Source organism: Verrucomicrobiota bacterium (assembly GCA_016200005.1).
Taxonomy (GTDB): Bacteria; Verrucomicrobiota; Verrucomicrobiia; order Limisphaerales; family PALSA-1396; genus PALSA-1396.
In genome coordinates this window covers 1-26,887 of the sequence record JACQFP010000011.1, presented here as the reverse complement: position 1 = coordinate 26,887, position 26,887 = coordinate 1, and the positions used below count along the sequence as shown (strand labels likewise).

Annotated in this window: 23 protein-coding genes and 1 pseudogene; 21 read left to right on the top strand and 3 right to left on the bottom strand. The window is 58.0% G+C overall.

Going from position 1 to position 26,887, the window contains the following annotated elements; genetic code table 11:
- Positions 1-45 precede the first annotated feature (45 nt).
- Entirely contained in the window at positions 46-1,959 is a 1,914-nt protein-coding gene (locus HY298_03585; GenBank protein ID MBI3849364.1) for a lipase maturation factor family protein, read from the top strand.
- A gap of 141 nt (positions 1,960-2,100) precedes the next feature.
- Here HY298_03585 and lepB read toward each other — a convergent pair whose 3' ends face one another.
- Positions 2,101-2,802: a signal peptidase I gene (gene lepB, locus HY298_03580; protein ID MBI3849363.1), complete on the bottom strand. Its 702-nt coding sequence runs from the start codon at positions 2,800-2,802 to the stop codon at positions 2,101-2,103.
- Between the two features lie 160 nt (positions 2,803-2,962).
- Between lepB and HY298_03575 the strand changes: the two genes are divergently transcribed.
- The 13 genes and pseudogenes from HY298_03575 to HY298_03515 all read left to right on the top strand — a co-directional run bounded on the left by HY298_03575 (position 2,963) and on the right by HY298_03515 (position 18,706).
- On the top strand, positions 2,963-3,805 hold the full coding sequence (locus tag HY298_03575) for a leucine-rich repeat domain-containing protein (GenBank protein ID MBI3849362.1): 843 nt from the start codon (positions 2,963-2,965) through the stop codon (positions 3,803-3,805).
- Between the two features lie 75 nt (positions 3,806-3,880).
- Positions 3,881-4,123, top strand: coding sequence for a twin-arginine translocation signal domain-containing protein (locus HY298_03570; protein ID MBI3849361.1), 243 nt, complete (start codon positions 3,881-3,883; stop codon positions 4,121-4,123).
- Between the two features lie 536 nt (positions 4,124-4,659).
- Positions 4,660-5,385, top strand: coding sequence for an HNH endonuclease (locus tag HY298_03565; protein MBI3849360.1), 726 nt, complete (start codon positions 4,660-4,662; stop codon positions 5,383-5,385).
- Between the two features lie 34 nt (positions 5,386-5,419).
- Positions 5,420-6,757, top strand: a pseudogene (locus HY298_03560) (Gfo/Idh/MocA family oxidoreductase).
- A 43-nt stretch (positions 6,758-6,800) separates the two neighbouring features.
- Entirely contained in the window at positions 6,801-9,764 is a 2,964-nt protein-coding gene (locus tag HY298_03555) for a M20/M25/M40 family metallo-hydrolase (protein MBI3849359.1), read from the top strand.
- A 79-nt stretch (positions 9,765-9,843) separates the two neighbouring features.
- Positions 9,844-11,040: a hypothetical protein gene (locus HY298_03550; protein MBI3849358.1), complete on the top strand. Its 1,197-nt coding sequence runs from the start codon at positions 9,844-9,846 to the stop codon at positions 11,038-11,040.
- A gap of 152 nt (positions 11,041-11,192) precedes the next feature.
- Positions 11,193-12,710 (top strand): twin-arginine translocation signal domain-containing protein, encoded by a 1,518-nt coding sequence (locus HY298_03545; GenBank protein ID MBI3849357.1) that lies wholly within the window; start codon positions 11,193-11,195, stop codon positions 12,708-12,710.
- 226 nt (positions 12,711-12,936) lie between these two features.
- Positions 12,937-13,926 carry a malate dehydrogenase gene (locus tag HY298_03540; protein ID MBI3849356.1) on the top strand — a complete coding sequence of 330 codons (990 nt, stop codon included), beginning with the start codon at positions 12,937-12,939 and terminating at the stop codon, positions 13,924-13,926.
- A 91-nt stretch (positions 13,927-14,017) separates the two neighbouring features.
- On the top strand, positions 14,018-15,076 hold the full coding sequence (locus HY298_03535; protein MBI3849355.1) for a stilbene synthase: 1,059 nt from the start codon (positions 14,018-14,020) through the stop codon (positions 15,074-15,076).
- Between the two features lie 75 nt (positions 15,077-15,151).
- Complete coding sequence (locus HY298_03530; GenBank protein MBI3849354.1) at positions 15,152-15,847, top strand: methyltransferase domain-containing protein; 696 nt, start codon at positions 15,152-15,154, stop codon at positions 15,845-15,847.
- Positions 15,848-15,859: 12 nt separating this feature from the next.
- Entirely contained in the window at positions 15,860-16,903 is a 1,044-nt protein-coding gene (locus tag HY298_03525; protein ID MBI3849353.1) for a hypothetical protein, read from the top strand.
- Positions 16,904-17,015: 112 nt separating this feature from the next.
- Positions 17,016-17,654, top strand: coding sequence for a thiamine phosphate synthase (thiE, locus tag HY298_03520; GenBank protein ID MBI3849352.1), 639 nt, complete (start codon positions 17,016-17,018; stop codon positions 17,652-17,654).
- Between the two features lie 152 nt (positions 17,655-17,806).
- Positions 17,807-18,706 (top strand): sugar kinase, encoded by a 900-nt coding sequence (locus HY298_03515; GenBank protein MBI3849351.1) that lies wholly within the window; start codon positions 17,807-17,809, stop codon positions 18,704-18,706.
- 33 nt (positions 18,707-18,739) lie between these two features.
- Here HY298_03515 and HY298_03510 read toward each other — a convergent pair whose 3' ends face one another.
- Positions 18,740-19,021, bottom strand: a complete 282-nt coding sequence (locus HY298_03510; GenBank protein ID MBI3849350.1) for a hypothetical protein — start codon at positions 19,019-19,021, stop codon at positions 18,740-18,742.
- A gap of 26 nt (positions 19,022-19,047) precedes the next feature.
- Positions 19,048-19,218: a hypothetical protein gene (locus HY298_03505; protein MBI3849349.1), complete on the bottom strand. Its 171-nt coding sequence runs from the start codon at positions 19,216-19,218 to the stop codon at positions 19,048-19,050.
- 273 nt (positions 19,219-19,491) lie between these two features.
- On the opposite strand from HY298_03505, the gene HY298_03500 reads away from it, so the two are divergent.
- From HY298_03500 to HY298_03470, 7 genes are all read left to right on the top strand, one after another.
- Positions 19,492-20,094: a DUF1080 domain-containing protein gene (locus HY298_03500; protein MBI3849348.1), complete on the top strand. Its 603-nt coding sequence runs from the start codon at positions 19,492-19,494 to the stop codon at positions 20,092-20,094.
- Between the two features lie 304 nt (positions 20,095-20,398).
- Entirely contained in the window at positions 20,399-21,139 is a 741-nt protein-coding gene (locus HY298_03495) for a sigma-70 family RNA polymerase sigma factor (GenBank protein MBI3849347.1), read from the top strand.
- 48 nt (positions 21,140-21,187) lie between these two features.
- On the top strand, positions 21,188-24,244 hold the full coding sequence (locus tag HY298_03490; GenBank protein ID MBI3849346.1) for a serine/threonine protein kinase: 3,057 nt from the start codon (positions 21,188-21,190) through the stop codon (positions 24,242-24,244).
- 203 nt (positions 24,245-24,447) lie between these two features.
- Positions 24,448-25,047, top strand: a complete 600-nt coding sequence (locus HY298_03485; protein ID MBI3849345.1) for a sigma-70 family RNA polymerase sigma factor — start codon at positions 24,448-24,450, stop codon at positions 25,045-25,047.
- Positions 25,044-25,514: a hypothetical protein gene (locus HY298_03480; GenBank protein MBI3849344.1), complete on the top strand. Its 471-nt coding sequence runs from the start codon at positions 25,044-25,046 to the stop codon at positions 25,512-25,514. Before HY298_03485 ends, HY298_03480 begins: the two co-directional genes overlap by 4 nt.
- On the top strand, positions 25,511-25,846 hold the full coding sequence (locus HY298_03475) for a YbjQ family protein (GenBank protein ID MBI3849343.1): 336 nt from the start codon (positions 25,511-25,513) through the stop codon (positions 25,844-25,846). The genes HY298_03480 and HY298_03475 overlap by 4 nt, the downstream gene beginning before the upstream one ends.
- Positions 25,847-25,873: 27 nt before the next feature.
- The coding region (locus HY298_03470; GenBank protein MBI3849342.1) for a DUF3887 domain-containing protein at positions 25,874-26,887 on the top strand (1,014 nt) is incomplete at its 3' end.

Here is a 26,887-nt window from a genome sequence, read left to right as displayed (position 1 = left end):
TTGCAGAAGTTGGCAAGGACGCTCAAATCAGGCTAAAACTTTGCCGTGACTCCCGCACCACAAGTCGCCACAGCGCCGGCAAAGCCGCTGATGATCTTCGACGGCGACTGCAGGTTTTGCCGCTTCTGGATCAATCGCTGGCGGCAAACTACCGGAGATCGAGTTGACTACCTTCCCTTTCAAGACCCACAAGTCCCGGCGCGGTTTCCAGAACTGGCGCGCGAACAATTTGAGGAGGCAGTGCAACTCATCGAGACCGACGGACGCGTTTATGGCGGCGCCGACGCGGTGTTTCGCTCGCTGGCTTACAATTTGTGCACGCGCTGGCCGCTGTGGTTGTTTCAGAAAATTCCCGGCGTCGCGCCAATCACGGAGTGCTCCTATCGCTTCGTAGCGAAGCATCGCACCGTGTTCTCGGCGTTGACCCGACTTGCTTGGGGAAATGAAATCGAACTCCCAACGCACCGGCTGGTCCGCTGGGTCTTTCTGCGATTGCTCGGCGTCATTTACTTGATCGCATTCGTTTCGCTCTGGACGCAGATCAGCGGCTTGATCGGTCATCAGGGCATCCTGCCCGCCGCACAAATGATGGAGGCCGCGGAAAAATACTTCGATCAGCAGGACGTGGGCCTGAATCGTTTCCATTTGCTGCCCACTCTGTGTTGGATGAGTGCCAGCGATGGCTTTCTGCATTTCCTTTGCGCCACCGGAACCGTGCTCGCAGTCGTATTGATCATCGGCATTGCTCCGGCGCCCTGTTTGTTTTTGCTGTGGCTCGTTTATCTGTCATTGAGCGTCGTCTGTCGTGACTTCCTCGGATTTCAGTGGGACATACTCCTTTTGGAAACTGGTTTCCTCGCCATCTTCTGCGCGCCGCTCCAACTGTGGCCAGGTTTGAAACGCGAGGCGCCACAGAGTCGAATCGTTTTGTGGTTGTTGCGGTGGTTGTTGTTTCGGCTGATGTTCGAGTCGGGTTGCGTGAAGCTGTTCAGCGGCGATGTGCTGTGGCGAAATCTGACCGCGCTCACGGTGCACTACGAAACCCAGCCGTTGCCGACATGGATTGGCTGGTACGCGCATCAACTGCCCCTCTGGGCGCAAAAATCTTCCGCTGTCATCATGTTCGTGATCGAACTAGCCGTGCCTTTCCTGATCTTTGCGCCGCGCCGGCTGCGGCTGTTCGGTTGCGTGGTGCTGATCGGCTTTCAACTGCTCATCGCTGCCACGGGCAATTACACATTCTTCAATCTGCTGACCATTGCGTTGTGTCTGTTGTTGCTTGACGATGTCGCCTTGCGGAGAATGACGCCGAGGAGATGGCGACCGAGGTTTTCAGCTCTCAACTCTCAACCTTCAACTCTCAACTCCTTCCTCCGTTGGCCACGCTGGGTGGTCGCGCCACTGGCGGCGGTCATACTGCTCATCACGCTGATGCAATTGCTTTCAATGTTGCGCCCGAAGATGGCTTGGCCGTCGCCCATCGCGTACGTCGCCAACTGGCTTGCGCCCTTTCGCAGTGTGAATACTTATGGGTTGTTCGCCATCATGACGGGGTCGCGATTGGAAATCGTAATCGAAGGCAGCAATGACGGAAAGAACTGGCTGCCCTACGAATTCAAATACAAACCGGGCGACCCGAAACGGCGGCCCGTGTTTGTTGCCCCGCATCAACCGCGGTTGGACTGGCAGATGTGGTTTGCCGCGCTGAGCCGGTATCGCGACAATCCGTGGTTCATCAATCTCTGTTTGCGTTTGTTGGAAGGTTCGCCCAACGTGCTGGCGTTGCTCGAAAAGAATCCGTTTCCCAATGCGCCGCCGCGTTTCATCCGCGCTGAGTTTTATGATTATCGCTTCACGGACTTTGCGACGCGCCAAGCGACCGGGCTTTGGTGGAAGCGCGAACGGAAAGGGGAATATTTTCCCGCGATCTCGCTGAGAGAAGAGGACCTGCGGAGGTAGAGCGACGTCAGAATACTTTCCTGGAAGGTACCCACCCCTAACCCAGGAGAGGAACATCACATCGTGCGTCGCTCCCCTCCTGGGAGGGGTTGGGGGTGGGTTCGGCTTTTCGGAATCGTGTTGAAGTAACCAATCCCATCCTCAAGGCAGGCCGGTGAAAAATCGATGCCAGCGCGGCAGGTAGTAGTCTTCGTGGTCGAGTGAAATCACCACGGCGGAAGCGCGACCGACAATCCGTTTCCGTTCCACGCAACCGTAAAATCGGGAATCAAAACTGTTGTCGCGATTGTCCCCCATCATGAAGAACTGGCCGGCGGGAACGGTGATCGGCCCGAACGAACGAGCGGACGGACGCAAGGGCGTCGCCATCACCGGGTGCGGATGTTTCGCCAGAAGTTCGGTGGCGAACTGATGTTGCGATTGTTGGTTCGCTGGAATTTCGTTGATGATTTTTTGATCGAGCGGTTCGTATTTGACCGGTTCGCCGTTGACCAAAAGTTGGTTGTTCGCCAGCTCAATGCGATCGCCCGGCAAACCAACGACGCGTTTGACGAGCCGGATCTCATCCACGGGCGAGAAGAAAACCACGACGTCGCCCCGCTTCGGATTTCCCCATTGCGTCACGCGCAAACGGGTGAACGGAATCTTCAGATCGTAAGCGAGCTTGTTCACGAACACGCGGTCGCCTTCGATGATGGTCGGGTTCATGGAGCCGGTTGGCACATCGTTCCAGTCCGCGATCGCGGAGCGGAACGCGAACATGACCAGCACGATAATGAGCATGGGCTTGATGGACTCGCGCCACCATTTCAAAGAGCGTTGCTTCCATTGGCCCTGTTTCATTGGGGGTTTGAGGCCGTGGGGGCTGGTTTCGTTCAAACTCGAAGAGCCGTCTGCACTAACCAATTCTGTCGTATCCATATTTTTCTTGAACATTTCTACCACGAATTCTTCAAATTACAACCATAGGCAAACAACACGGCTCTCAATCACGATACTGGTTATGAAAAACATCGTTGGAAAACTCAGTCGAATCTCCCTCGCTGCCGTTCTGCTGGGCAGCATCTGTTCGCCTGCTCAATCCGCCGACACGAACGCGCCGATTTTTTCCGACGCCAATCTGGAGAAAGCCGTGCGCAAATTTGTCTTTGAGAAACGCGACAACGACAAGCCGTTAGTCGAAGCCGACCTCGTCAACCTCTCCACCATTCAAGGCAACGGCATGGGCATCACGAACCTCACCGGTTTGGAAAAATGCCAGAACCTCGCCTCACTCGACCTGGCGAAAAACAAAATCACCGACCTGCAGCCGCTCAAAACATTGACGAAGATTCAATACTTGAACCTCGCGGACAACCAGATCGAGGACATCTCGCCCTTGAGCAGTGTCATGGCCCTGCAATACATCGAGCTGTCGCGCAATCGCGTGAAGGATTTGCGGCCGTTGAGCGCACTCACCAACATGGCCTCCCTTTATCTTTCTCAAAACCAGATCAGCGACATCTCGCCGGTCGTCAAGTTTCCCAAGCTTGCCTCTCTGTATCTCGACCACAACCAGATCAAGAGCATTCAAGGCATCAACGGCTTGACGAGCCTGACCTCGCTGTCCCTGAACAACAATTCCATTTCCGACATCGCTCCGCTCGACGGTTTGATGGGCCTCTACTATCTGTTTTTGGAAAACAACAAGATCCGCGATTTCACTCCACTGGTGAACATGGTGAAGAAAGACAACGATGGTCCGAAGCGCTTCGCACCATTCATCAATATTTATTTGAAGGGGAACTCACCGAAGGGCGGGCAGGTCTCCGCATTGAAGAAGACTGGCGCCAGAGTGAACAACTGAACGCACGGCGCGGCTGCTCGTGTGTGGTGACAAAATCTCCTTGTGAAGGGCAGGCGTAAAGCGTAGGGAACAGGCATGACCACAACACGGTTCGCTTCGCCCAACTACCTCACTCGTCGTCAATTCTTGCGTTCGACTGCACTTGTTGCCGGCGTCGCCACTTTCGCCAGTCCCGCTTTGCTGCGTGGAAAATCGCTCAACGAAAAACTCAATATCGCGATCATTGGCGCGGGCGGACGCGGCGGCCTGAAGGATACGCTGCCCGGAGTTGGTGTTCATTCCGCCAACTCCAATACACGAACAACCAGTCGTACATGAATAGTTAGGTGCTATATGTGGCCCTTCAAGAAAAAAAGTCATCCGCCAGCAAGCACAGATCCTGAAGATTGGATGAAGGAGCTTCGCCAAATCCCAGCCGCGCCATCGTCCGTTCGGATAGATATACCTGAGGATTGGAGAGTGAAGCTTCGAGCTTGCGACTTCCAGTTGGCTAAGCGGGAACTTCAGACATTCTTTGACTTCGCTACTCGCCAAGCTGCAAGTCAAGGTGGGGAGGTAATTTATCGAGTTGAGTTTGGGCAAGGTTGGCAGGTTTTCGCGGAGCGCCCTTGTTTTGAGACTGCCGTTGCATTCATCGAAGGAGCACCTGATTATACAGACCTCATCTGGTCATATTTTGCGGAGTGCTGCCCTGGTGGGCGGTGGGTATTTTATGATTCGCATTTGAGTCACTTGAAGCGAGATGAAAGCATGTAAATGGCTGCAGGCAACGCGGGATGGCCTCTCCAGTTCCGCTATCGCGGATTACGTCATCAGCCCCGCGTGCCTGAGTTGGACGTTAGGCAAAGACTGACATGCCCTTTCCACTCGATGTGCGTCTGCGAGCCCTGGTCGCCTGTCAGCGACACTGCTGCTTATGCCATGAGCGAAAGCACACCCGACTTCAGTGCCACCACATTCTGCCTGAAGCAGATGGCGGTCCCGATACGTTCGAGAACTGCATTCCATTGTGTCCCGACTGCCACGCTGAAGTGATGGCGTTCAATCCACGGCATCCATCTGGAAGCACTCCATATCACAGAGAGGAGCTGATCCAGCGGCGTGATGACTGGTATGCAGTTGTCGCGCGCCGATCGCATGATTTATCGACCCATTTACATCGAGCGACTGCCCAATACCCGTCGAACCCAGCGATGTCAGGCAGAGCCGCACTCGACTACTCAAGCCATAACGGTTTCTTCCGTCTTGGTAGTGGCAATTGCGAGTTTCTGACTCATTGGTCGAAGGCGGGCAACACTTCGGTTCACTGCTATTCGGACAGCACCAATCTTGTCCTCGCGGTTGCACCGATGGGCACCGAGCTTTCGGCCATTTCAGATGCCAGCCTGCTTGATTTTACGTCCCGCGTCCGCACTCCACGAATTGGGCAGATTGTCGTGTTCGAGAATCACGCCTCTCGCTATGCTGCCGCAAGGATTGTGAAGATTGAAGATGACACACGAGGTGCATCGCGGGACTTGCTGGAATTTGATTTCTGGATTCTTGAAAGTGGCGGCGATGACTTTTCACCGAATGCCTAACCATAGCGCTGCACCGCCGAATCCAAACCAATTTATGAAACCCAACCTCCTCACGCGCCGACAATTCACCCGCACCATTCTCGCCACCGCCGTCGCCACTGGCGTCGCGCCGGCGTTCCTGCGCGGGCAAAACCTGAACAACAAACTCAACATCGCCGTCATCGCTGCGGGCGGACGCGGCGGCAGCAATCTCGAATCCGTGGCTTCCGAAAACATCGTCGCGCTGTGCGACGTGAACGGCAAGAACCTGGACCGGGCCGCGGCGAAGTTTCCCAAAGCGCGCAAGTTTGCCGATTTCCGGAAGGTGTTTGATCACGCTAACGAGTTCGACGCCGTCGTGGTCAGCACGTGCGAACACACCCACGCCTTCGCAACGATGCTCGCGCTCAAGCACGGCAAGCACGTCTATTGTGAGAAGCCGCTCACGCACAACATCTGGGAGGCGCGCAAGATTCGCGAGGCGGCAGCGAAGGCCAAGGTCGCCACGCAGATGGGCATCCAGATTCACGCCACGGAGAATTACCGGCAGGTGGTGGAACTCGTGCAGAGCGGCATCATCGGCCCGGTGCGCGAGGCGCATGTGTGGGTGGGCCGCGCGTGGGGTTGGCAGAGCGAGGCGGACGCCAAGCGACACAACGACATCGTCTGGGTCGTCGAGCGGCCCACGGAATCGCACCCCGTGCCGTAAGGATTGGATTGGGACTTGTGGCTCGGCCCGGCGCCGTTTCGGCCGTTCAACGCGGTCTATTTCCCCGGCCCGAAGTGGTATCGCTGGTGGGACTTCGGCAACGGCACGATGAGCGATCTCGGCAGCCATTGGAACGATCTCCCGTTTTGGGCGCTCAAGTTGCAAGCCCCGCTCACCATCGAAGCGAGCGGTCCGCCGCCGCATCCGGAAATCGCGCCCGCCTCGATGAGCGCCACCTACGAATACGGCGCGCGCGGCGAGTTGCCGCCGGTGAAACTCACCTGGCATCAAGGCGAAAACAAACCGGAAATCTGGAAGAGCGGCGGCATCCCGCAGTGGGACAGCGGCTGCCTGTTCATCGGCAGCAAAGGAATGATCCTCGCCGATTACGGAAAGCACACCTTGCTGCCGGAAAAGGATTTCGCCGGTTTCCAACGCCCCGCATCGACGATCCCCCGCGTGTCCGGCCATCACAACGAATGGTTGCAAGCCTGCCGCACTGGCAAATCCTGCAGCGCAAACTTCGAGTATTCCGGCTGGTTGACCGAAGCGAATCACCTTGGGAACGTGGCTTACCGCGTCGGCAAGAAATTGATTTGGGACCCCGTCAAACTCAAGGCGAAGAACTGTCCCGAAGCCGACCGCATCATCCATCGTCAATATCGCAAGGGCTGGACGCTTTGATCGGTTTGCCGGGCGTGGTTCACCGCCAGACGACTTTTTCCTGATGAAGCTGACTCATTTCCCAATCGCCGCCAACATTTGTTTCCTCCTGTCGCTCTGCGCGACTGCGAACGCAGCGGAGACCAATCTGAACAATGAAGGATCGTTTCTGTCGAACACCCGCCAGTTGATTTACGAAGGCCGCCGCAGCGGCGAAGGTTATTTTTCGCCCGATGGCAAGGCGTTGATCTTTCAAAGCGAACGCGAAGCGGACAATCCCTTTTACCAGATTTACATTCTCGACCTGGCAACCGGCGAGAGCCACCGCGTTTCGCCCGGTGTCGGCAAAACAACCTGCGGTTTTTTCCGTCCGCGCTCGGACGAAGTTCTCTTCGCCTCCACTCATCTCGACCCGCAAGCCAAGGCCAAACAAAAAACCGAACTCGATTTCCGCGCGTCGGGCAAGGAACGCCGCTACTCCTGGGACTACGACGAGCAGATGGACATTTTTTCCGCGCATCGCGACGGCAGCCATCTGCGGCGACTGACTGACGCCTTCGGTTACGATGCCGAAGCGAGTTATTCGCCCGATGGCAAAAAGATTGTGTTCACCTCGCTGCGCGACGCTTACCCGACGAACAAACTCTCCGCTGCCGAGCGCAAACATCTCGAAACCGATCCATCCTACTTCGGCGAAATCTACATCATGAAGGCCGATGGCTCGAACCAGCGCCGCCTGACGCATACACCGGGCTACGATGGCGGCCCGTTCTTTTCGCCGGACGGAAAGCGCATCATTTGGCGGCGGTTCAACGAGACCGGCACCATCGCGGACGTTTATACGATGAAGCTGGATGGCTCGGATGAGCGGCGGTTGACGGACTTTGGTTGCATGTCGTGGGCGCCGTATTTTCATCCGTCGGGCAAATACGTCATCTTCACGGCGAACAAACTCGGCTTTTCGAATTTCGAACTGTTTCTCGTCGATGCCGCCGGCAAACACGAACCTGTCCGCGTCACGTTCACGGATGGCTTTGACGGATTGCCGGTGTTCTCGCCGGATGGCAAGCAACTTTGCTGGACATCCGGCCGCACGCCGGACGGCAAGTCCCAACTTTTCCTGGCCTACTGGAATCATGAACACGCCTTGGCATCACTCGGCGCGGCGCCAATGCGCAGCAGTCCAACAAAGCTTCAAACAGCGAGTCAGACACCGACAGTTACACGCGCGGAATCCAAAGCGACAAAACTCTCTCCGGACATCACTGTTCCGGATTTGCGGGCCGAGGTTGGTTATCTGGCGTCGGATGCGCTCGAGGGCCGAATGACCGGCACGCGCGGCAGTCAATTGGCGGCTGAGTTTATTGCCGAAACGCTGCGCCAGTCGGGACTGAAACCGTTCGGCGACAACAACACTTTTTTCCAAAGTTTTAGTTTCAACTCCGGCGTCCGGATCGTCACCAACGAAAACACGTTTGCGGTGGTCCAAGCTTCGGTTCCATCGACTCCAAAGACATTCGTCATCGAAAAGGATTTTCGTCCACTTTCGTTCACGGACAACGGCGAAGTTGAGGCCGAGGTGGTGTTCGCCGGTTATGGTTTGTCGGTGCCCGGCAAAGCGGGCGAAGGCTACAATTCTTACACCGGTCTCGACGTGACCAACAAAATCGTGATGGTGCTGCGCTACGTGCCGGAAGGTGTTGAGCCGAAGCGCCGGCAGGAACTGAATCGTTACGCCGCCTTGCGCTACAAAGCGATGATTGCCCGCGAGCACGGCGCGAAAGCAGTGCTGGTCGTGACTGGTCACACCTCGCCCAATGCCGGTGCGCTGGCGCCACTTTCTTTTGACAGTAGTTTGGCAGGCTCCGGCATCGTGGGCGCATCCATCGGCACCAATGTCGCTGACGCCATTCTCGCCGGTTCAGGGAAGGAGTTGAAATCATTACAATCGGCGCTCGACACAGAAAACCCCCACGCCGAAGGTGGTTTTCTCGTCCCTGGCGTCAAAGTCAAAGTCGCCGCGTCGGTGGAGCACCTCAAGAAAACCGACCGCAATGTGATTGCCGTTCTGCCGCCGGCCAAAGGCGTGACGGATTACATTTTAGTCGGCGCGCATTACGATCATCTGGGACGTGGTGAGTCCGGTTCGCTGGAACGAAAAGAGGAGGAAGGCCAGATTCACAACGGCGCGGACGACAACGCATCAGGCGTCGCCGCGGTCTTGGAATTGTCCGCCGCCCTCGCTGCCGAGCGAAAGCAAAAGCCGGAAAATTTCGGGCGCGGTGTCATCCTCGCGCTCTGGTCTGGTGAAGAGATGGGTTTGGTCGGTTCGTCATACTTTGCCGAGCATCCCGAGGTGGCATTGTCGAACATCGTCGCGTGTTTGAACTTTGACATGGTGGGACGACTTCGTGAAAACAAACTCGTTGTGCAAGGCGCGGGTTCGTCGTCCGTCTGGCGGCGACTGCTTGAAAAGCGCAACGTCGCTGCCGGTTTCAACCTCATCGTGCAGGAAGACCCGTATCTGCCGACGGACGTGACGGCGTTTTATCCCAAGCACGTGCCGGTCTTGAATTGTTTCACTGGCAGTCACGAGAATTATCATCGCCCAACCGACCGGGCTGACACGTTGAATTACGCCGGGCTGGAGCGCATCACGCGTTTTGCCGAGGGCATCATTTCCGATCTCGCAAAAGAGTCCGCGCGACCAGACTACCTGAGCGTTCAGCGCGCTGAAAGCGCCGGCGGCGGGCGAGATAATTTGCGCGTTTATCTCGGCACGATTCCCGACTACACCGCCGAGGTCGCCGGGGTGAAACTCTCCGGCGTTCGCGGCGGCAGCCCGGCGGACAAGGGTGGGCTGAAGGGCGGCGACGTGATTGTGGAATTTGCCGGCCAGAAGATCGCCAACATCTACGATTACACCTACGCACTGGACGCCGCCAAAATCGGCCAGCCACTCAACATCGTTGTTCTCCGCGACGGCAAGCGGGTCACGCTGAATGTGATTCCTGAAGCGAGAAAGTAAGGCGGAAAGTTTCCTGCAACAAACTGCGCCGAATCTGTGTCTTTTGGTAGAGCATCGAACAAACCGTTTAGAATTAAATATGAAAACAAATGTTTTTAAAATCACACGGGCCGGGCTGTTGGTGGGAGCTTTGTTCACCGCAGCGACTGCATTTGCCCTTGGCGAATACGACAACAACCTCAAGAAATCGTTTCCGGCCAGCCCCGGTGGCAAATTGGTTGTGGACGCCGACCGCGGCGCGATCGACGTGACCACCGGCGAGACGGACAAAGTCGAAGTGCAGGTGTTTCGCAAGCTGCGCGGCCTGAGTCAGTCACGAGCCGACGAGATTTTCAAGGCACACGAGATGACTTTTGAACAGCAGGCAGATCTGGTGACGGTCAGCGCAAAATTCCAAGGGGCCACAGGCGGATTGTTTAATCGTGGCGGCTCCGGTCTGCAGGTGCGCTATCAAATTTCCATTCCCAAAAAGTTCAACGTGGACCTCAAGACCGCCGGCGGCGGCATCACACAAGCCGATCTGACGGGCACCGTTCGCGCTCAAACCTCCGGCGGCAGCTTGAAACTGGCAAGAATCGACGGGCCGGTGTGGGGCAAGACCTCGGGCGGTAGTATTTCGTTGACGAGTGCTTCCGGCGAAGTGGAAGTGCGTACATCCGGCGGCAGCATTCAGATTGGCGAAGTGGGCGATAATGTATTCGCGCGCACCTCCGGCGGTTCAGTCCGGCTGGATAAAGCCAAAGGCGCGGTTGTCGCGGAGACGTCGGGCGGAAACATCGAGATCGGTGAGGCCGAGGGCAGCGCCGAGGCCAAAACTTCCGGCGGCAACATCAGCATCAAGAAATCTCACGGCAAAGTGACGGCCAAAACTTCCGGGGGCAACATTGAAGCGGGCGAAGTTCACGGCGACGTTGTCGCCAAAACGACAGGCGGTTCGGTTTCCGTCCACTTGACGGGCCAGCCAAAAGCAGATTGTCATCTGGAAACGTCCGGTGGCAGCATCCGATTGGACTGCGCGGAAAATGTGGCGGTGGATCTCGACGCAAAAACCAGCGGCGGCCGGGTCGTCACCGAATTGCCTGTTACCGTCGCGGGTGAACACAAATCCAGCGAGTTGCATGGCAAGATCAACGGCGGCGGACCGGTTGTATGCTTACGTACCAGCGGCGGCAGCATTCACCTGAAAAAAAAGGTGAAACGAATTGGTGACGGCTTGTGGCGGACGGGCAAAGTATCGTTACTACGGCGCCAGAATTGCAACGGACGCCTTATTTGACGGCGTGGAAGTGCGGCCCGCGGTGTTTCTCTTACCAAGCACTCCCTCAATAAGGCCTCAACCACAACCAACCTTTGCTTGCTGTTACGAGACCGGCGCGCAATACTCCAAAGGATTCCAAAGTCGTTTCGCTTTTTGTCGTGAACCAAGCCATGAGACTATCAGTCACACGCAGAAGATTCTTGAAGGCGACAGGCGCCACTGGCGCCGCGCTGGGCTTGGGCGACTTCTCATTCCTGTCGCGGCTACCGTCGGTTTCTGCGGCGGAGGCGAAGCTCGATCCAAAGATTGTTCGCTTCGATTCGGGAATTGAGCCGCTGGTTCGCCTGCTCGAAGACACGCCACGGGAAAAGTTGTTGGAGGAAGTCGGCGCACGAATCCAGAGAGGTCTGGCGTATCGCGATGTGCTGGCTGGGCTGTTGCTGGCAGGCGTGCGGAATATTCAACCGCGACCCGTCGGTTTCAAGTTTCACGCGGTGCTCGTAGTCAACTCGGCGCATCTGGCCAGCATCAGTTCGCCCGATTCCGACCGCTGGCTGCCGATCTTCTGGGCGCTGGACCAGTTCAAAAGCTCGCAGGCGCAGGACGTGCGCGAAGGCAATTGGACGATGGGGCCGGTGGAGGAATCCAAAGTGCCGCCGGCCGACAAGGCCCGGCACGCATTCGCTGAAGCAATGGACAACTGGGACGAGGCGGGCGCAGACGCGGCGGTTGTCGGCCTGGCTCGCGCCGCCGAACCGCGCGAGGTGTTCGAGATTTTCTGCCGCTACGGCGCGCGCGATTTTCGAGAGATCGGTCACAAGGCGATTTATGTGGCCAACAGTTGGCGCACGTTGCAGTTCATCGGCTGGCAACATGCCGAGCCCGTCTTGCGCTCGCTCGCTTACGCATTGTTGGACCATGATGGAGAGAATCCGGCCAAACGAAACGCTGCGCCCGATCGTCCGTGGCGACGGAACCAAACCCTGGCCGCCAAAATTCGTGGCGACTGGCTCCAAGGCAAAGCCGACCCCGATGCGACGACCGAAATGCTGGCGACCCTGCGTGACGCTTCGCCCGACGAAGCGTGCGACAAAGTAGTGGAATTGCTCAATCGTGGTAACGCGCCTCAATCACTTTGGGACGCCTTCTTCGACGCTGGCGGCGAGTGGCTGATGCGCCGGCCCGGAATTGTTTCTTTGCACGCGGTCACTTCGGCCAATGCGCTTCATTTCGCATTTGAAACTAGTCGTGACGATCTCAGTCGCCGACTTCTCTTGTTGCAGGCGGCTGCTTTTTCAACCCTGTTCCGCGGCGATGCCATTCGCGGAAGAGGTTTGCGAATTGACCAACTCGAACCCGCTGCGCTCAAAGCATCCGGCGCCAAAGGTATCGAGGAGATTTTTGCCGACGTGAGCGGTGAGCGGATGCTGGCCGCGCGAAAAGTGTTGGCCTATCTAAAGGAAAACCCGCAGGCGAAGGAGTTCATTGCTGCCGCCCGCCGTCTGATTTTTTTGAAAGGCAACAATGCGCACGACTACAAGTTCAGCTCGGCGGTTTTGGAAGATTACCAGAACGTGTCGCCGGCGTGGCGCGACCGCTATCTCGCGGCCAGCGTGTTCAACTTGCGCGGCTCAGGTGGGGCGGACAACGATTTGGTGAAACGCACCCGTGCTGCTCTGGGCGCGTAGCCGCCCGTTCACGAGGTAGCCGAGGTAACGAGGCGGATTCATTGGAGTCTCGCAGTCTGTTGGCCGCCTCGTTACGTCGGCGGCTACGTCGTAGATCACCGATTTTGAACCGGCTACCTGGGGCAGCTTCGCTCCGGAGAGGTGAAGGCTGGTGATATTTCGAAATCCTTCCCGCTTGATTCTGTTCTGTCTGCTTCCCATACTCCGCACGATTGATGAATACATTATGAGCACTACTCCCATTCGCGTCGCTGTCACGGGCGCTGCCGGTCAGATCGGTTACTCGCTGTTATTCCGTATTGCTTCGGGCGCGATGTTCGGCCCGAATCAGCCCATCATACTTCACCTCATCGAAATCGAGCCGGTATTGCCCGCGCTCAACGGCGTGGTCATGGAACTGGACGACTGCGCGTTTCCGTTGCTGAAAGGTATCGTGCCCACTGCCAATTTGGACGAGGGCTTTCGCGGCGTGAACTGGGCGCTGTTGGTCGGCAGCGTGCCGCGCAAACAGGGAATGGAGCGAAAGGACCTGCTCGGCATCAATGGTAAGATTTTTATCGGGCAAGGCCAGGCGATTCAGAAAAACGCGGCCAGCGACGTGCGGGTTCATGTCGTCGGCAATCCCTGCAACACAAATTGTCTGATCGCCATGAACAATGCCGAGGACATTCCACGCGATCATTTCTTTGCCATGACCCGGCTCGACGAGAACCGCGCCAAATCGCAGCTTGCTAGAAAGGCCGGCGTCGATATCACTGCGGTTTCCAACGTCGCCATCTGGGGCAACCATTCCTCCACGCAGTACCCAGACTTCTACAACGCGAAGGTCAACGGCAAACCTGCAACCGAACTCATCAAAGATGAGGCCTGGCTCAAAGGCGATTTCATCGCCACTGTGCAACAACGCGGCGCAGCCGTCCTCAAAGCTCGCGGCCTGTCCAGCGCGGCCAGCGCTGCGAACGCCATCGTGGACAGCGTCGCATCCATTTTCAACCCGACGCCCGCCGGCGACAGGCACAGCGTCTGTGTTTGTTCCGACGGCAGCTATGGCATCGAGCAGGGACTCATCTGTTCCTTCCCGGTCCGCAGCAACGGGAAGAAATTGGAGATCGTTCAAGGCGTGCCGCTGAACGAGTTCAGTCGCGCGAAGATCGACGCCTCGGTCAACGAGTTGAAGGAGGAAAAGACGTTGGTGGCGGATTTGTTGCCCATGTAAACAACGAAGCAATACTTGCCGGCGATCTGCGATTGCGTTGGCGGATTCGCTTCCCGATTTGCACGACGGCGGCTCTGCGTTACAATTCGTCATGTTCATTACCGGATTGGGAACGGCCACACCGCCGAAACGTTACACCCAGATTGAATGTTGGGAGGCGGCTCAATATGCGCCGCAGTTTTCGCGGCTCAACCTCCGGTCGCGGGCCATCATCAAGAAAGTCCTCTGCAGCAACAACGGCATTGACTCCCGCCGCCTCGCGCTCGATTCGCTGACCGAAGTGTTCGATCTGACGCCCGATGCGCTCCACACTCGCTTCACTAAAAATGCCCCGGCACTGGCTACGCAAGCTGCTGAACGCGCATTGCAAGAGGCTGGTCTGTCGGCGAAAGAGATCGACGCTGTCATCATCAGCACTTGCACCGGCTATTTGTGTCCGGGTCTCACGAGTTATGTGAGCGAGCGTCTGGGGTTGCGCGCCGATGCGCTGTGTCTGGATTTGGTCGGGCAAGGTTGCGGCGCGGCAATTCCAAACCTTCGCACCGGGGAAGCCTTGCTCGCCTCGGGTCGCTGTCAACGAGTGTTGTCAATTTGCGTGGAAGTGTGCAGCGCGGCGTTCTATCTCGACAATGATCCAGGCGTGCTCGTCAGCGCGTGTCTGTTTGGCGATGGCGCGGGCGCAGCGGTGTTGAGCAGCCAGCCCAATCCCAAACGCCGCCAAGTAAAATGGAAAACTTCGAGCACCATGCTTTCCCCCTCCGATCGCGACCTGTTGCGCTTCGAGCAACGCGGCGGAATGCTGCGCAACATTCTCACGCCGCAAGTACCGGCGGCGGCCGCCCAGGCCGCGGAGCACGTGTTGCATGATGTGCTCGCGTCAGCCGAAGTCAGTCGCGATCAGATTCGCGCCTGGGTCTGGCACGCCGGTGGCCGCGAAGTGCTGGTCGCGTTGCGTAAGAAACTGAAATTGTCCGAAGCCGACGTTCGTCACAGCGCGGCGGTGTTGCGCGAGTTTGGCAACATCAGCAGCCCGTGTGTCTATTTTGTTTTGCAGGCGACCTTGGCGGACAACGTGCCGGACGGACTCTGGTGGCTGTCGTCGTTCGGCGCGGGATTCAGTTGCCACGGAGCGTTGCTGGAGGTGGAATAAACAGTGATACGTGATGCGTGATGCGTGAGCAAAAGCGAAGGGACGAATTACATATCACCCATTACGGATCACAGAATGAAACGCATCGTTGAACCGGAATTGCTGGATGAATTGCCGCCGGACGATCCACGGGCGGTGAGGTCGCGGAAGGATTTGCAGCGGGTCAACCGCTTGATGCGCCACGCGGAGATCATCGCGCAACAACTTCTCAATACTGAAGCGAACGCGAACTGTGGACGACTCGTGGAACTGGGCGCGGGCGACGGAACGCTGTTGCTGAGCGTGGCGCAACGACTGTCACCGCATCGGCCGCGCGCGGATGTGATTCTTGTGGACCAGCAGAGCCTGGTCGGCAAGGAGACTCGCGACGCTTTTCATGCTTTGGACTGGGAACTCGAGGTGGTGAAGGCGGACGTGTTCGACTGGCTGCGTTCCGGGACCTCGGACCGACATGAAGCGATCGTCGCCAATTTGTTTCTGCACCATTTCTCCGACAAACAATTGTCCGAGCTGTTGCGTCGCGCCGCGGCGAACACTAAATTGTTTGTGGCGTGCGAGCCGCGTCGCACCTTGCTGCCGTGGACGGTGAGCCATTTGCTGGGTTTGATTGGGTGCAACGCGGTCACCCGGCACGACGCGGTGATCAGCGTGCGCGCGGGTTTCACAGGCAATGAGCTTTCGACCCTGTGGCCAGACGAAGCCAAATGGAAGCTGAGTGAGGGAGCAACTGGATTGTTTAGCCACTTGTTCGCTGCGTCGCGAAATGAATGAAGTTGTTTGGTCATGAGCGCTTCCAAACCCATCACGATTGTCGGCGGCGGGCTGGCCGGTTTAACGTTGGGCATTGGTCTGCGCCTACGCGGCGTGCCGGCGACGGTATGGGAAGCGGGGCGCTATCCGCGCCATCGCGTTTGCGGCGAATTCATCAGCGGGCGGGGGCAGGCAACGCTCGCGCGGCTGGGTTTGCGCGAACTTTTTCTTCGAGCTGGCGCGCAACCGGCGCGAACTGCGGCCTTCTTCGCGTCCAAAGTTGAATCGCCACCTCGCCACCTGCCGCAACCTGCCCTTTGTTTGTCGCGTTACACCGTGGACAGTTTGCTGGCGGAACAATTCCATGAACTTGGTGGTGAGTTGAGGGAAAACCACCGGTGGCGCGACGATCAATCCGCCGACGGCGTCGTGCGCGCGAGCGGGCGACGGCTTCAGCCAGTCGTCAACGGCTGGCGCTGGTTTGGGTTGAAAGCTCACGCGCGAAATGTCCAAATCAAAGCGGACCTGGAAATGCACGTCTCACCCAACGGCTACGTCGGGATCTGCCGGTTGAACGAGACGGAGGTCAACGTGTGCGGTTTGTTCCGTCGGCACACGAACGCCGCGGATTTACCGGCGCAGTGGCAGGAGCAATTGCGTGGCCCGGCGGATTCACTCCTGCAACGCCGGTTGGCGTCAGCGGAATTTGACTTGGACTCGTTTTGTTCCGTCGCGGGATTGCTGTTGACGGCCCAACACGCGACCAACCGAACGGAGTGTTGTGTTGGCGACGCACTGACCATGATCCCGCCGGTGACGGGCAACGGCATGTCGATGGCCTTCGAGTCGGCGGAAATCGCCATTAAACCGTTGGCGGCTTACAGTCAGGGTGAAATTTCGTGGTCAGAAGCGCAACAAACCATCGCGCGCCGTTGCGACGAAGCATTTACGCGACGGCTCGTGTGGGCGACGTGGCTTCAGCGGATGATGTTCGCGCCGGGACTGCAAAACGCACTGGTGTTTCTGGCGCCGCGCTGGTCATGGTTGTGGCGGGTCATGTTTGCAAAGACGCGGTAGCAGCCCAATCAAGAAGTAGCCGCCGAGGTAACGAGGCGGACAGAAGGCTGTGATTTGACATGGAATCCGCCTCCTCATGTCGGCGGCTACGTCGCGGTTCGATGATATTGAAATGAAACCACTCTCTGACTGCCGGCTCTATGCGTTTGTCGATACCGCTTATCTGCGCGGGCGGTCGCCGGAACTCGTGGCGCGGGAACTTTGTGAAGGCGGTGCGGACCTCATTCAGCTTCGCGCCAAACAATCTTCGCTCGACGAAATCCGGCACATGGCCGAGGCAATCCTGCCGGTCACTCGGGCCGCCGGTGTTGGTTTGGTCATCAATGATCATTTGGAGATTGCGCGCGAAGTTGGCGCGGAGCTTTGTCATTTGGGTCAGGAGGATTTTTTTGACGCCGGCTTCACGAACGTCTCTCAACTCTCAACCTCCAACTCTCAACTTCGAGTAGGCTTGAGCACTCATGCGCCGGAACAGGCCAGGCGCGCCCTTGCCGCGGGCGCTGATTATCTTGCTATCGGGCCGGTCTTTGCCACGGGCACAAAGCCGACGGCGAGAGCGGTCACGCTCAAATACGTTCGTTGGGCGGCGGCCAACGTGCAGATTCCCTGGTTCGCCATCGGTGGGATCAAGCTGTCGAATCTCGACGACGTTCTGGCCGCAGGCGCGAAACGCGTATGCGTCGTCTCTGCCATTTTGAATGCACCCGACGTAACGAAAACATGCGCTGAGTTTCGGCGGAGGTTGGCGTAGCAGCCGACGTGAGGAGGCTCAAATCAAATCCTGAACTGAGCATGACGAATCAGTTAGAGCCTCCTCACATGGGCTGCCACGAGCAAGGGCTTGCCCGCGTTTGGCTGGCAGCGTAATCTTCGCTTTTAGAAAACTCGCAATTTGAAATTTGTATGAGCGTTCTTGTTGTCGGCTCGACAGCCCTCGATTCCATCAAAACTCCAAAGGCCGAAAATCCGCGCCTGTTGGGCGGCTCCGCCAGTCACGCGGCGGTGGCGGCCAGTTTCTTTGGGCCGGTCAAACTCGTCGGCGTGGTTGGGCATGATTTTCCAAAGCGTTACGTCCAGCTTTACCGCCGGCACGGTATTGATCTCGAAGGTTTGCAGAGGCTGCCCGGCAAGACCTTTCACTGGTCGGGCGAATACGAAACCAACATGAACAATCGCCGGACGCTGCTGACGGAACTGGGGGTCTTCGAAACGTTCACCCCCACGTTGCCCCAGGCGTATCAGGCTTCGCCCTTCGTGCTGCTGGCGAACATCGCTCCGGCGCTGCAACTTCATGTGCTCGACCAGATGCGCCGGCCAAAATTCATCGCCGCCGACACGATGGATTTGTGGCTGAACATCGCGCTCAAAGATTTGCTCAAATTGCTGAAACGGATTGATTGCTTCGTGCTCAACGACAGTGAGGCTTATCAACTCACCAAGGCTGACAACGTCGTGACCGCCATCAAAAAACTTCACCAGCTTGGCCCGAAGTACGTGATCATCAAGAAGGGCGAGCATGGCGCGATTGTTTCCGGGCCAAAAGGTGTCTTCATCGCGCCGGCGTTTCCGCTGCCGCGCGTGATCGATCCGACGGGGGCGGGCGATTCATTCGTCGGCGGCATGATGGGCTATCTGGCGACGGGGCGCGGTTCGATTGACGCCAACCTGCGCCGCGCCGTCGTCTATGGCACCGTCGTGGCGTCGTTCTGCTGCGAAGGGTTCGGCTTGAATCGCACGACGAAGCTCCGACGTGCGCACATCGAGCAGCGCGTCAGAGAATTGGGGAGGCTGACGACGTTTTAGAGCGGCAAGTACACCACTTGGTTCATGGTTGCCTCAGAGGTTGCCGAGTTGGCGATGATTTCCAGGTCCGTAACGCATCTGCCATTGGAAACATTCGTCTGTCGGGCGAATGTCACCGTCGAGAAGTTTCTGCCTCTGCGCAATCGCTTTTGCGGCTCCCGCCGATAAGTCCGGATCGCGCGTGAACAGAATGCGGCCAAGCTGGGTGGCGCTTTGCAACAGTTGATCGTCGAACATTCTCGTCGGGTCCTTTTCTTGTGAGGTCAGCGCATCCACGCCTCGCAACCCCGACCCGCGCGTGATGGCCAGCGGCACATGCAAGTCCCGGTGGAGCGGGAGACTCAGCGCGATTGAGTCGAACTTTGCAAACGCTTTTGCAGGGGAGTTTCTCCGCTAGCGGCGTGGAATGCTTTCGCTGCTTCCTCCTGCCGGGCGATTTGCGCGTCGAACTCCGCCGTGCCCCGTTCGTCGCGCACAATGTGAGTGATGGTTTGAGCCGCTGTCATCGGCATGGTTAGCCTATTCCTTCGAACGGTGCAATCGCTGTATCTCGGCAGCAGACCATCGTGGCAGACCATCGTGGCGCGGAAAGGTCCCATCCCACATCCCGCAGGCGTGTGAAGCTGCGGCTCAATGATCATGCTCGACGTCCATCGCTTCCCAGGTATTTCATTTCTCTGGCAGTGATTTGTTATTGATCGGTGGGTTCGTGCGTGTTCTCTTGGGGGAGTACCGAGTGCCTGAACTTGGTCAATTGCAAAGAAGTGAAACGAATGGTGATCACCATGAAAAGAATTCTTACCATACTGGTTGGTGTGATGATGATTGGCTGCGCGGCCCGCAGCGAAGTCAAATCGAAATGGATTTCTTTGTTCAACGGCAAAGACCTCACTGGTTGGACTGTCCACGGCAAAGCAACCTGGTCAGTCCAGGATGGCGTGCTGGTGGGCGTTGGCGGAATGGGGCACATTTACACCGACGCCACCTGCTCCGATCTGGAAGTGAATGGCATGTTCCGGATCTCCGAACAAGGGGCCAAGGCCAACAGCGGGTTGTATTTTCGCGCCAACCCGCCGGCCGACAATGTGGATGGTTTCCCGCGCGGCTACGAAGCCCAGATTTGCAACAGCGGGGATGCCTATACCGGCTGGTTGTGGAAACCGGGCAAGCCGACCGGAAAAGCCACCGAACTACTCACCAAGGACGGCGAATGGTTTAGCTACCGCATCCGGGCTGTAGGCGCGCACATTCAATTCTGGATCAATGACAAGCTGGTGATGACCTATGACGATGCCGAATTCAAATCCGGTCACTTTGCCATCCAGGGCCATAATCCCGGGATGAAGATAGAGGCCAAGGATTTGTATTATATGGATTTGAGCAAATAGGTTTTCGTCCCTGCTCGTGCACACGCTCTGCCCGGCTGAAGTGGGCCGCTTCGCTCGGCCAGAAACCACGCACGAAGGGCGTACCCTGGAATTGGGCCCCGGTAACGGCGGCCGTGGCGCGAAACCAGTGTCAGTACCGGCTCAATAGCGCTGACTTCCGAACTATTGACGGATTGCACAAGCGACGCTGGGGGAAGTCTGGCCAAGAGTAGCATGCCCTCCGTTCCGAAAAGCGGAGTCGCTTCAGCACCTCCCCTGTAACATCCGCCTCGTTTCCGGTAATTCACTTGGATAGAATGTCCGCATGACGAGCCAGGTGTCATCCAACCTTTCACCGCGGGTCTTTCCTAACACGCGCTGGTCGGTGGTGCTGGCGGCAACCCAACGGCCTTCGCCCGAATCGGCGGCGGCGCTGGAAGACATCTGCCGCGCCTACTGGTATCCGCTCTACGCGTACGTCCGCCGTTGTGGTCAATCACCCCATGATGCGCAAGACCTCACGCAAGAGTTCTTTTGGCGGCTGCTCCAAAAGCGGTGGCTTGATTCTGCCAATCCAGACAAGGGCAAACTGCGGACGTTTCTCATCGTCGCGCTGAAACACTTCATGAGCAAGGAATGGCGGCGGGCCTCCGCGCAACGTCGCGGCGGTGACCAATCGCAGGTTCAATTCGACACAGCCTTCGCCGAGAGCCGATACGCCTTTGACACCCCTTCGCTCGCGGCGGACGAAACCTTCGATCAGCAGTGGGCGCTGACGTTGCTGGATTTGACGGTGAGCCGATTGCGTGAGGAATTCGCGGTGGCAGGAAAGGCCGGTGATTTTGAGGCCCTCAAAACCTGTCTCATGGCGGAGCGCGGGGCGATTGATTACGCGGCGGTGGCCAAACGGCTTGGCGTGAACGCAGGCGCGGCGCGGGTGGCGGTGCATCGGCTGCGGAAGCGTTTTCGCGAAGTCTATCGGGAGGAAATCTCGCAAACGCTCTCCGACGGCGCAGACTTGGACGGAGAATTGCGCCATCTGGCCGCCGCACTGGCCCGAAAATAAGATGAACCCACCGTGTAACAATCTCCCGCCAGTCGGTAAGTAACGGGCATGAGCAACGAATCATTGCCAATCTGCCCGCAGTGCGGCGCGCCCCTCAAGGAGAACGCGCCTGCTGGGCTTTGCCCGAATTGTCTCATGGCGTTGAACCTGAAAACGGAAACCGTTTTCACCGACGACCTTCCCGCCGCGCAACCGCCACTGCCGCCAGAACAAATCGCCCCGCATTTTCCGCAACTGAAAATCCTCGAATGTCTGGGACGTGGCGGCATGGGGGTGGTCTATAAAGCGCGGCAGAAGACTCTGAACCGGCTCGTGGCGTTGAAACTCCTCGCGCCGGAGCGCGTGGGCGACGCGAAATTCGCCGAACGCTTCACGCGCGAGGCGCAGGCGCTCGCTGCGTTGAATCACCCGAACATCGTCACCATTTATGACTTCGGGCAGGCAGGCGGATTCTATTTCCTGCTCATGGAATTTGTGGACGGCGTGAACCTCCGGCTGCTTTTGCGCGCGCGGAAGTTCACGCCGGAGGAGGCGCTGGCCATCGTGCCGCCGTTGTGCGATGCGCTGCAATTCGCCCACGACCGCGGCATCATCCACCGCGACATCAAGCCGGAGAACCTGCTGCTCGACAAAGACGGACGCGTGAAGGTCGCCGATTTTGGCATCGCCAAAATGCTGGGTGCAAGCGCGGACGTTTCGTTTGGAGTCCCGTCTTCAGGCGGCTCGGACCGGCTAAAGCCGGAACTCCAAACCACGCTCACCGGCGAGCAGACCGTCGGCACGCCCGGTTACAGTGCGCCCGAACAGAAAACCGATCCGCAGCGGGTGGACAGTCGCGCGGACATTTATTCGCTCGGCGTTGTCTTCTACGAATTGCTTACCGGAGAACTGCCCGGCAAACCGATCGAACCGCCGTCCAGGAAAGTTCAGATTGATGTGCGTCTTGACGAAGTAGTGTTGCGTGCGTTGGAAAAGAAACCGGAACTGCGCTACCAGCAGGCCAGCCAGGTGAAGACAGCGGTGGAGGAAATCACCCATGAGCCGACAACCTCCGCGACGGCGTCGCCACAAGGCAAAACGCAGCCGTCCGCCGCCACAAGATACCGATGGTTCGCTCCAGTGGTGGTCGTCCGGAACGGTCAGCGCGTCATTTACCGGCCCGGCGTTGTGCGGGATTCGTTCATGCTGGCCGGCATTTATGGCGTTGCGTGGGTTGGGTGTGCGGCATTGGTGGCACCGCACTTCGGGATGCCCTCGGTGGGCTCCTTGATCGGAGGCGCCGTGACATTTCTGGCAGTGATTCTGATTCGAGGCATGTTCCGGGGCTGGAATGCGCCTTTGGATCGGCTTGCCACCCTGGATGAAAAGGGGCAGTTGAAGCCGGCGGTGGAAACGATCGCGGGAACACCTGATCCCAGTAGGAGACGACGTGAGGAGCCTCAAACTGAATCTGCGGGTGTTGGAGAAAGCCAAAACTTCCCTGCATCGTCGTCGGCAACCCCGCAACGCTCCGGTTGGTGGCGGCGACATCTGATGCCCGATGACACCGCCGCCCGTCTCGCGCAACTCGCATGTTTTGGTGCCGCGCTGGTCATCCTGATCATTGGCCTCCGCAAACTAGGCACGTTGGAACTGCGACCTCATGAGCTCTTATTCGGCGCCGTGTTGGTGCTGATACTGAGCGTGGTGCTGGTTGTGCTTGGCTTGCTGGCCGGGTCGGCCAGGGCGCCTTCGTCGTCGGGTGCGGCCAGATCCGCGGCGCCAACCGGTGACCGTGCCAAGGCCGTCCCAATCGCCGCCAAAGTAGGTTTCGCCTGGATCGTCTTGATATTTTCAATCCTCGGTTGGTTCGGCGTTTCGACGTTTCTCGGCAACGATTTGAAATCAACGCTAAGGGAGATTCCGATTCTGCAGTTCGGTTTTGTTGCCGCAGTTGTTTCAACGGTATGCGGCTGGCTGGCGGTTCATAAAATCCGCAATTCGCGCGGCAAATTGAGTGGCCTTGGCCTCGCGTTGTTCGATGGGCTGCTGTTCCCGCTGCTGGCGTTGGATGCGTTTGTTGGCGGAGCCTGGCTGTTTGTTTTCAGGTTTTACGCCGATTTCCACGCCAACCCGGCCAACGTAAATCGCCCGTTCGACGACATGCTGGTTCGCAACGGTGCGCTCTTCGCGTTTTTCCTGGCGGTAGCGACAATTATTCCGCTCAACCTCTGGATAATCCGCCGGGTCTGGCGTGCGGTGAACGCGAGCGTCCCGCCTGCCGAAACGGGCAAACGCCCGGTGGGATATTCAGCCAACTCACAGCTTGCTGGCATTGCCCTGTTTTTCTCCGGCTTGAGTGGAGTTTTGGGAATCACAACTTTTTGTTTCTTTCCCCATCCGCCGGAGTTTCTGGTCTGGTCGATCTTGGCGGCGGCATTGCTCGGCATCGCTCTTGGAATCCCGTCGAGAGAGACGCGGCTCGGGAAACAGGCGATTGCTGTTGGCGGCGTCAATACGGCAATCTGGCTGATCGTCGCGGTGGCCGTTCAATTCATCAATCCCTCATCGCAACCAACGCAGGTGAGGCAGGCGGTCAGAACATCGCGCCCCATCGTCTTTGGTCCGGTGATCGAGCGGGTGCTCGCGACGCCAGACGCCGATGACCAAGGCTGGGTGTTCTTCGACCTGGAAACCGGGAAGTCCTTCAAACCGCCTTTCCCGCTGGAGTTCCATCCGAATCAAGGTCCCGCCTTTGTGGAACTCACACCCGAACTGAAGCAATGGATCAAGGCTCGCGACTTGGATGTCCTGTTGCATCTTGGCAAGAAGAATTGGGATATGATGACGATCGAGACGCAAGAAGAGTTCGGCGGTCAGCTCCAGGAGTGGGAAACGATCTCGCCCGAAAAAGTCGTTGAGGTGTTCGCCAAGAAGGACGCTAATCATGCGGTCAGAGATGAAGCGCCAGCTTCCAACTTTGGACACAGCTATCGCGATGGGTTCGGCTCCTTCAACGCCTTCAGGACACGCGGAAATACGATGGGTGTTTACCAGTTCGAGGGGGTGGACAACAGCACCAGACGCGGCGTGGGCATCCGTTACAAGTTGGTGAAGGTGCGATGAGACTGGCTGTCGCCGGCTTGCGTTTTCGGTTTGCGGCGTTACGCTCGCGCTAGTGAGCACTTCCACACACGCGGCCTCGCTGGAGACGACTTCGACGGGATTCAGCCGGTGCGATATGACGCACCGCGTTTGGGCTGGGAGACTCCCACGTTTTTGCTGAATAAATCCGCCCGCCGGGTGTATCACTCGTGACGGGACGAACTATGCAACTGGCAGACACCGACCTGAAAGGGCCGTTGGAAGTGGAAGAACGGGCGGCCTTGGAGCGGTGCCGGCGCGGAGACGCACAGGCGTTCGGCGTCGTGGTCAGCAAGAATATGAAACGGGCATACTTCACGGCCTTGGGACTGGTGGGCAACCACGAGGACGCGCTGGACCTTTCGCAGGAGGCCTTTGTCCGGGCGTACCGGGCCATGCCGCGCTTCAACCTGCAACAGCGATTCTTCACGTGGTATTACCGGATTCTCCGCAACCTGTGCCTGAACCATCTGCGGCAACGATCCCGCTTTCGTGAACTTGACCGGGCCACTGAGTCCTTGGCTGCTGAAGATGTTCAGGCTGCGGCTCTCCGCGACCAGGCCGATCCGGCGGTGCTGGCCGAACGCAGCGACCTGGCGCAACACGTGTGGAGCACCGTCGCGCGGCTCAAGCCGGAGGAGCGCGAGGTGTTCATCCTCCGGGAGGTCGAGGATTGTTCGTACGCCGAAATCGCCGAGCGCCTGGAGATTCCCCAAGGCACGGTCATGTCGCGGCTCTTTTACGCACGGCAACATTTGAAGGACACGTTGAATCGGTTGCTATGACACATGACTCGCCAACCAACCACGAGCTGGACGGCTTTCGCCGGCTGATGACCGGCGCGTTGGACGGCGAGCTTTCCGCGGACGAACAAGCCGAGTTCCAGCAGATGCTTGCCGCTTCGCCGGAGCGACAAACCGAATGGAATGAACATCGAAAATTGAAGGAAGTCACCATGCAACTCAAATTCGCCAATCCGCCGGAGGAAGTCTGGGACCGTTACTGGATCAACGTCTATAATCGCATTGAGCGCCGCGCCGCGTGGATTCTCGTTTCGCTCGGCGCGATGGTCGTGTTGTTTTTTGCCGGGTTCAAGGCCGTGGAATCGCTGCTGGCCGATGCACAGATGCCGTGGCTGGTCAAAGGCGGCATCCTCGCGTTGCTGGCCGGCGGCGTGATTCTTTTTGTTTCGGTTTTGCGGGAGAAACTGTTCACCAGAAAAACGGACAAATACAAGGAGGTTCAACGATGATCACGACCACTTCGAGCACGATTGCCGGGAAACGCGTTGTCAAGACGCTCGGCATGGTCACGGGCAACACCGTCCGTGCGCGGCACATCGGCAAGGACATTCTCGCCGTGTGCAAGAACATCGTCGGCGGCGAGATCGAGGAATACACGAAACTGCTGGCGGAATCGCGGGAACAATCGCTCGACCGGATGACTGCTCGCGCGGCGGCCCTCGGCGCCAACGCCGTCGTGGACGTTCGCTTCGGCACGAGCCAGATCATGGGCGCGGCGGCGGAAATCCTCGCCTACGGCACGGCCGTCGTCATCGAGGATGACCCGGGAAAAACAAACTAAACATGGGAGTGGGAGAAAGGGAAAGCCATGAAAATACCAGCCATCACAGCCGCATTATTCGGTTTGGTACTCATCACCGGATCGGGATGCTCCGACGAGAAGAGCCAGCCAGCTTCAGCTCAAACCGGCTTGCCAGTCATCGCGGAAAAATTTGTGGACCTGCTGGCGAACGACGATTTCGCCGGCGCCGTTGCGTGCTTTGACGCGACCATGAAGAACGCCATGCCCGAACCAAAGATGCGCGAAACGTGGCGCTCGGTGACGGAGCAAGCCGGATCGTTCAAGAAAACACTCGGCACGCGCACGACGCAGCAGGCCGGTTTCGAGATGGTTTTCGTCACCTGCGAATTTGAGCGGGCCGTTCTCGACATCAAGGTCGTCTTCAATCGCGACCATCAGGTCACCGGCCTTTGGTTTTCTCCCGGCCAGCGGCCCGCGCCCGATGCCGCCGCCGCTGTTGCACCAAACGCGGTTCGTGAAACAGAAATCAAGGTGGGCGACGGTGAATGGGCTTTGCCGGGCACTCTCACGCTGCCTGCGAAGCGCGCCGGATTTTGTCCGGCGGTTGTGTTGGTTCATGGCTCGGGCCCACATGATCGAGACGAAACCGTCGGCCTGAACAAACCGTTCCGAGACCTGGCTTGGGGACTCGCCGCGCAGGGTGTTGCTGTCTTGCGATACGACAAGGCGACCAAAGTCTTTCCGAACCGATTCCTTTCCATGCGCGGCCTGACCGTGAAAGAGGAAACAGTTGATGATGCGCTCAACGCCGTTGCGCGTTTGCGCATAACGGAGGGCATCGACGCGAATCGCATTTTCGTGGCGGGGCACAGTCTGGGCGGCAACATCGCGCCACGGATCGGCCAAGTCGATTCAAAGATCGCCGGATTGATTATTCTCCAGCGCGTATGCATGAGCGTGTTTTTAGAGGCATGGACGTTTGCGTGTGACGAATCGCATGGCTTTGGCGAGGTTGTTTTCTCCCATGGCAGCTTGGAAGTCGGTGGTGGTTTTGTATTGTGCTTTGGGTTGTTGGCTGCG